5 protein-coding genes are annotated in these 5,126 nt (G+C 58.9%); 1 reads left to right on the top strand and 4 read right to left on the bottom strand.

Annotated elements, in window-relative coordinates:
- Nucleotides 1–23 precede the first annotated feature (23 nt).
- A complete protein-coding gene (locus tag AC629_RS50850; protein WP_502693115.1) occupies nucleotides 24–482 on the bottom strand; it encodes a type IIL restriction-modification enzyme MmeI in 459 nt (152 codons plus the stop codon).
- Nucleotides 436–2,874 carry a class I SAM-dependent DNA methyltransferase gene (locus AC629_RS42500; RefSeq protein ID WP_084810586.1) on the bottom strand — a complete coding sequence of 813 codons (2,439 nt, stop codon included), beginning with the start codon at nucleotides 2,872–2,874 and terminating at the stop codon, nucleotides 436–438. The genes AC629_RS50850 and AC629_RS42500 overlap by 47 nt, the downstream gene beginning before the upstream one ends.
- Nucleotides 2,875–3,138: 264 nt before the next feature.
- Here AC629_RS42500 and AC629_RS42495 point away from each other — a divergent pair, with 264 nt between their 5' ends.
- Complete coding sequence (locus AC629_RS42495; protein WP_084810585.1) at nucleotides 3,139–3,378, top strand: hypothetical protein; 240 nt, start codon at nucleotides 3,139–3,141, stop codon at nucleotides 3,376–3,378.
- A 79-nt stretch (nucleotides 3,379–3,457) separates the two neighbouring features.
- Here AC629_RS42495 and AC629_RS49560 read toward each other — a convergent pair whose 3' ends face one another.
- Complete coding sequence (locus AC629_RS49560) at nucleotides 3,458–3,805, bottom strand: site-specific integrase (RefSeq protein ID WP_245332182.1); 348 nt, start codon at nucleotides 3,803–3,805, stop codon at nucleotides 3,458–3,460.
- Between the two features lie 19 nt (nucleotides 3,806–3,824).
- Nucleotides 3,825–4,856, bottom strand: coding sequence for a tyrosine-type recombinase/integrase (locus AC629_RS42490; protein WP_245332181.1), 1,032 nt, complete (start codon nucleotides 4,854–4,856; stop codon nucleotides 3,825–3,827).
- Nucleotides 4,857–5,126: the final 270 nt, after the last annotated feature.

Genomic DNA, 5,126 nt, shown 5'->3' with positions numbered 1-5,126 from the left:
GCCGTTAGGCGATGATCCCGCCGTCAGCTTCCCGGCGATCGCCAGCTGACCGATCCGGCCCATGCCGGCGAACGTGGTGACACCCGCCCAGCTACACCACGCCAAGGGACACGATCAGGATAGAGCCATGCGTTACGGAGTTCATTTAGACGTCGCGCAGAGGTCTCAATGGCTTCGGCCGCAGGGTGCGTTCTCGCCTGAGCGACCGGCACGTTGGGCGCCATTCCGGCGGGAAAAGGAAATGTCGCGAAAGTGCTGGTATGCGTGTATCTGGGCCGGTCTTCGAGATCGGACCCTTTTCGGAGCGCCCAGAGTTCGTGGAACCGACTGTGCAAGAGGCCGAACATAAGGTCGTCCTCTCGGGGGATAACGATCAGATTTTTGTCGGGCAGCACCGGATAGGACAGCCACACAAAGAGCCGATATTGTGCCGTCTCAGGCGTCACTATGTATCGCGGTAAGGCCGCAATCTTCTTGCGCATGCCAGGACGCGGCCAGTGTGGCTCCCACCAGCGGGGCCCCGCTCTGTCCCCCCAGTTCCTCTCTCAATTGTTGGACAGTTTTTCCGTTTTCGTCCGGGGTCGTTTCGACGTGACGAAATGGCTTGGTGAAGAGAGATACTTCCGCCCTTGAGAGACCCAAAGGAAGATCAATGAACCAATAATCCCGAGGCCGGCCAGTTACGTCATCGCCGTTCCAATATGGCTTCAGCACCTCGGCGTTGGTCCGCCCATTTGGGTTGGTTGGCTCTCGCATCCAAGCGCGAGCGATTTCGCCCGGCACATCAAAGGGGCCGCTCTTTTGTATGCCAAGATAGGCCCCATTCCGGTTTTCGCGTAGCGGTTTTGCCAGCGTTAGATTGAGCCCCGATGTCAGGTCTGGGTTGATCGAGTTAACTTGGTCACCATTCAATCGGGTCTCAAGGCCATCAGCATTACCGAAGCAGATCAGCGAAACGTCAACCGCCGCGCCATCAACCGTCCATTGCTCTTCGTTCCACGCCTCATAAATGTGAGTGGTCGCAGCGATACGTTGCATCACCGGAAGGTTGGTGTTCTTTCTGATAGAGTTGGTAGCAACCAGGCCCGCGCGCTGCACCACTCCTTTCTCGATAAGCTCGCGGGCGCGCTCAAACCAGTAACAAACAAGGTCGGTAAAGCCCGGTAAACGCCCCTCGTACAATGCGCGGATTGCCTCCGTTTCCGCTACTCCCAAGCGACGCTTCATGAGTTTGGCGCCCAAATAGGGAGGATTACCGATGACGACATCTGCGGGGGGCCACGGCGCGTGCTGCCCCTCGTCGGTGATGATCGCGTTCCTGCGTTCGATGTTCGTGAGCGGCCGCAATATGGGTTTGCGACCGACGTTGAAGCCGTTGCGACGCATCCACTGGATTTCGCCGATCCAAACCGAAACTCTCGCAAGTTCGGCAGCATAAGGGTTGATCTCTATCCCCAATAAGGCTTCGGGGCCGACCGAGGGAAAACTACGTGGAAAGCCCAACAGTTCCGCCTCCACGGCAACCCTGCGCTCGATGTTCTTTAGTTCGACGAGCGCGAGATAAAGAAAGTTTCCCGATCCGCATGCAGGGTCGAGCACGCGGAAGGATCTCAGTTTCGCCTGAAAGGCCTTCAACTCGCCGTCGGCTTGAGCCTGAGCTTCGACCAGCGACTTATCCGCCGACCGCAAACTTGTTCGAACAGCGTCGAGGTTCCGAACTCTGCGCTGCTTTGGAAGTGCTTCAAACAATTCGAGTTGCGGCCTTGAGGACAAATGCGATCTGACAGCACGAATTTCTTCTTCCAGTTCCGGAAATGAGGAGGCGTTCTCAAGTGCGCTCTCAACCTTGCGCTGCGCCGGATCGAGATATCCACTAATTGTCGATCGGACCTGTTCCCATTCGCGCAAGAGCGGGTTTGTGATTACCGGCTCGATAATCATCATTATTTTTTCGCGATCCGTGTATTCTGACCCAGTTTCGGAGCGCTTGTTCGGGTCTAGGCCGCGCACAAACAATGTGCCGAAAATTGAAGGATCAACCTCACTCCAATCGAGTTCGGCGGCACGTAGGCAAATCGTGATATCCTCGGCCTCTAGGTCGAGGCTTTCGCCATCATCGAACAGTCCACCATTGAACCACTCGATCTGTTCAAATCCAACTAGTCCACCGTCCTTCATCGCGGTAAACAGCGTGGAAGCATGGCGGCGAAACTTCGACGGCTCACTCTTAGCTGCTTGCAGCATACGTAAGAACATCTTGTTCGGCAGCAGTTCTGCGTCCTCTGCGAACATGCAGAACACCAACCGGTTCACGAAGTGCGCGACAACCGTCGGATCGTGGCCACGGTCGCGCAGCCTCTGAGCAAGCGCAGCAAATTCCGCAGCCGCTTCTTCGGTCAACGTCTGTCTTGTCTTGCCCGGCTTGAGCTGCTCCGGATCGGAAAAGACCCATTTTAACTTTTGCCGAACATCGGGATCGCGAAGGTCGTCAAGCGTGAATTCGTGAACGATAGAGATGCTGTTGGTCCAATTTGTGTGGATTTCAAACCGGTCCATGTCGCAGACGACCAGCAGCGGCGGGTTTTCGAGCGCCAAGGCATATTGTTGCAGTTGCGCAAAGGCGGCCTTGAGGTCCTTACGTTTGCCTTTGTACTCCCAACCGAAATGATTGCGCTTCCAGACATCGGCCCAACCCTCGCCGCCGGTCGTCTTGGTCGCGCCCCGCTCGAAGGCGTACCACTCGCCTGTCGGATCGACGTCCGTTGGCGCTGGCTCGTCGAGCATTCGACAGAGGTCGATGAAATGGGGTTGAGCCGCCGCCCTTTCGTTCAGTTCGACGTTTTTCCACTTTCGGACGAATTCATCTGGCGTCAAATCAGCGGTTCCCCCAACGGACCTGATCGGCAATATATCTTAGGAGTTGCATCAACGGCAAAGGAGGACCGTTGGTCAACCCCTTCGATCGCAGTACACAAGAGAAAAAGCGGGGTAGCGGCCATTATCTGGCTAGCGCAGAACTCATGACTTAGACCATGGCGAGAGCGGCACCAACGTACTCCTCTTTCCTGTTGATTGTGCTGGAACAGGCTTGCCGACGTGGGCCCTGATCTTCCTAAGTAAACGGCAGGAAAGGTGCCTATGAGCAAGACGCTGATCGAAATGCACGAGTTGAGACGACTGGCCTTGGCGGATATCCACGAACAGGGATATCAGGGCGTCGACATTAGCATCGATCATGTCGCGAATGCCGAGGCGCCCAGCAATTGGTCGATTGTTCCGGTTTGCTTCGGCAATTGCGACCCGAACGCGGTCAAGCGCGCGGTGATCTATGTCCGCTCCAAGCTCGCGCGCGACTATGACTTGTTGACCGACGCCTGACCGAAGGCGCGGGTCAAAAGAAGAAGCCTAGCCAGTGTCGCCGCCGACCAGGACTGATCTCCAAATTTGAGGGCGTTGATCAGGCCGCGAGCCGCAGCTTCGGGTCAACGGCCGTTACAGGAGCCTTGCCGATGATCCGCCGCAATTCGGCAGCGACGCCGTCGAGCACCGCGCGCTTTTCCTTCATCCGCTTAGAATGGTTGTAGACCTTGCCGGTGACGGTCGGCACGACGATCTCGGTCTTCTTGCTCGCGGCATGATCGAGGCATTTCGCGATCCATGCGTCGTCAAATCCGAGATCACCCGCCAGCGTCGCGCCGGTCCTGCGGAGGTCGTGCGGCGTGAACGGCTTGAGGCCGAGCAGGGCGCAGATGCCGGGCGTCCTCACCTTGCCTTTGCGCTTGTCGCCGCGCAGCGCGTCCGCCATGGCCTTCCGATGCAGGGGCTTATCGCCGAGGGGGGGAGGCGAAGACGAATTGCTTGTTCGATCCCCGCAGGGCTTCCTTGATGATCGCGACGGCCAATTCGGACAGCGGCTGCTGGATGACGCGACGCTTCTTGACCCGCTTGAGCGCAATATCGATGCGCGGATGTTCGCCGTCGAGGTCAAATAGTTCATCCCGGTGCGCGCCCAGCAGCTCGCTCGACCGCAGCATGGTCACAAGCTCGAACTTCAGCGCCAACCGCGTGCGGCGGTCCCATGACGCCAGCAGAATGTCATCGTCGAGGCCGTGCCAGAATATCCTGATCTCGTCCTCGGTGAGCACGCGGGTGCGTGGGTGCTCCGGGTCGAGCTTCGGTAGGTTCACGCAAGGGCTGGCGGTCACGTAGTCGCGGCCCGCCTCTGCGGCCCAGTTGAACAGGCCGGATGCCGCCTTGCGCATATGCCGGGCGTTGCTGACCGAGGGGCGGCCGAATGCGCCGCCCACGACATCGTCGGACAGTTGCGCGATGTCGCGCTTGGTGACCTCGCCCGCGAGCTTCTTACCGAGGCGGGGTTTAATGAAGCGCCGAAGGTGGCTGGCGGTGTTCTCCCATGCCTCCAGCCGGGGCCGCATCTCGCCGTCCGGCTTCCTGACCGGCGTCTTCATCCAGTCGATGCGCTCCTCGATGATCTCGGCGACGGTCTTGCCGCGCTTGGCCTTGTCGGCCTTGTGCTCGCGGAAGGTCTCGGCCAGTGCCTCGCCGCCCATGCCCTTGAGGCCGTAGACCCTGCTGCGGGCGTCCTCGACGGTGAAGGTCTCGGGGTTATAGACGCCGAGCCAGCCGGTGCGCTGCTTGCCCGCGGTCCGATCGGTGAACTTGAAGGAGAAGGTCGCGACACCCGCCGTGGTGATGCTGACGTAGAGGCCGGGGCACTTGCGGTCGTAGAACTTGACCCGCTTGGCGACGCGCTTCTCGCAGAGGCGGTCGGTCAGAATGACGCTGCTATTGCGGCCCCGCCTGCCGGCGGGTTCGGTGGTGATGGTAGTATCCATGTGGTTTCGGCTCCTAAGGCTTGAGACCAAAGGGCTCGGCTTTTGGGGCTTTCAGTTTGTCGTGCGGACGCTGAAAGGCTCAGGGCCGGGCCCTAGATTTGGCGAAACGCGCTGAAACGGCCCGCATCAGGCTAGTCGAAAAGACCTTGTTTCAAAGGGTTTTGTTAGTTTCGGCGTGTTTCACCGAATGCCAAAATATAGACGTGTGGTCCTGGCCGTCGTTGCTACGGTCAAGCCTTTGCGGAGATGCTTGCGAGCCCAACCCGGCAG

This window comes from Bradyrhizobium sp. NAS80.1, from assembly GCF_001908205.1.
Classification (GTDB): Bacteria; Pseudomonadota; Alphaproteobacteria; order Rhizobiales; family Xanthobacteraceae; genus Bradyrhizobium.
Note: the sequence above shows the minus strand (reverse complement) of the source record. Positions and strands in the feature narration are given on the sequence as shown.

Coding starts and splice junctions, on each gene's coding strand:
- AC629_RS50850 (WP_502693115.1), bottom strand. CDS start 482: ATGCGCAAGAAGATTGCGGCCTTACCGCGATACATAGTGACGCCTGAG.
- AC629_RS42490 (WP_245332181.1), bottom strand. CDS start 4,856: ATGGATACTACCATCACCACCGAACCCGCCGGCAGGCGGGGCCGCAAT.
- AC629_RS49560 (WP_245332182.1), bottom strand. CDS start 3,805: ATGGCGGACGCGCTGCGCGGCGACAAGCGCAAAGGCAAGGTGAGGACG.
- AC629_RS42495 (WP_084810585.1), top strand. CDS start 3,139: ATGAGCAAGACGCTGATCGAAATGCACGAGTTGAGACGACTGGCCTTG.